General features: G+C 65.6%; 2 protein-coding genes. Both read left to right on the top strand.

The genetic code is table 11. The features are described from left to right. Window positions 1-240: PTS sugar transporter subunit IIC (locus tag DXB98_RS10040; RefSeq protein ID WP_147324175.1), on the top strand; the 240-nt coding region annotated here is incomplete at its 5' end. Next, window positions 221-1,054: a PTS system mannose/fructose/sorbose family transporter subunit IID gene (locus DXB98_RS10035; RefSeq protein WP_117744015.1), complete on the top strand. Its 834-nt coding sequence runs from the start codon at window positions 221-223 to the stop codon at window positions 1,052-1,054. The genes DXB98_RS10040 and DXB98_RS10035, both read left to right, overlap by 20 nt. The last annotated feature ends 9 nt before the right edge of the window (window positions 1,055-1,063 follow it).

Raw genomic sequence — 1,063 nt, 5'->3', positions numbered from 1 at the left:
GGCGTTGCCGCCAACATCCTGCCTGCCATGGGCTTCGCCATGCTCGGCCGCCTGGTGCTCACCAAGCAGCTCGTGCCCTTCTACTTCCTGGGCTTCCTGCTGTGCTCCTACGCCAACGTGCCCGTCCTGGGCGTCGCCCTGATCGCCATCATCATCGGCATCGACAAGTTCGACCTGCTCGGCCTGGGCGGAGCCCAGCCCCAGCTCTCCGCGGAAGGGGATGAGGACGATGACTTCTAGTCCCGAGAACAAGATCACGCGCTCCGACCTCATCAAGAGCGCCGTCAACACCGGCGCCCTGGGCATGGAGTTCTCCTGGACCTACTACAAGCAGATGAACATCGCCTTCTGCCTGATGGTCGCCAACATGCTCAAGAAGATCTACGCCGGCCGCCCCGACGACTACGCCGAGGCCCTGCACCGCCACTGCGCGTTCTTCAACATCACCGTCCAGTTCGCCCCGTTCGTCGGCGGCATCGCGATGGCCATGGAGGAGAAGGTCGCCCGCGGCGAGATCGAGCCCGAGAGCGTCAACGACGTCAAGGCCGCCCTCATGGGTCCGCTGTCCGGCATCGGCGACTCCATCTTCCTGTCGACGCTGCGCGTGGTCGCCGCCGCGGTGGGCATCAGCCTGTGCCAGGCCGGCAACCCCTTCGGCCCCATCGCCTTCCTGCTCATCTACAACGTCCCCGGCTTCGCGCTGCGCATCTGGGGCGCCGTCAAGGGCTACGAGCTGGGCGTGGGCTTCCTGGACGAGGCCCAGAGGACCGGCCTCATGCAGAAGATCATGACCTGCGTGGGCATCGTGGGCGTCATGGTCGTGGGCGCCATGTGCAAGGACATGTTCTGGGCCAGCATCCCGGTGGCCATCGGCTCGGGCGAGGACGCCCAGACCCTCCAGGACATCCTGGACGGCATCATGCCCGGCATGCTCGGCATGATCGCCTTCTGGCTGTACTACTGGCTGCTGTCCAAGAAGATCAACCCCATGGTGCTGATCGTGGCCACCATGGTCGTGGGCATCGTCGGCGCGTTCTTCGGCGTGCTGGCGTAAGGGCCCGGC

Source organism: Collinsella sp. OM07-12, from assembly GCF_003438275.1.
Lineage (GTDB): Bacteria > Actinomycetota > Coriobacteriia > Coriobacteriales > Coriobacteriaceae > Collinsella.
This window is presented reverse-complemented; position numbering and strand designations above follow the sequence as displayed.

Coding starts and splice junctions, on each gene's coding strand:
- DXB98_RS10035 (WP_117744015.1), top strand. CDS start 221: ATGAGGACGATGACTTCTAGTCCCGAGAACAAGATCACGCGCTCCGAC.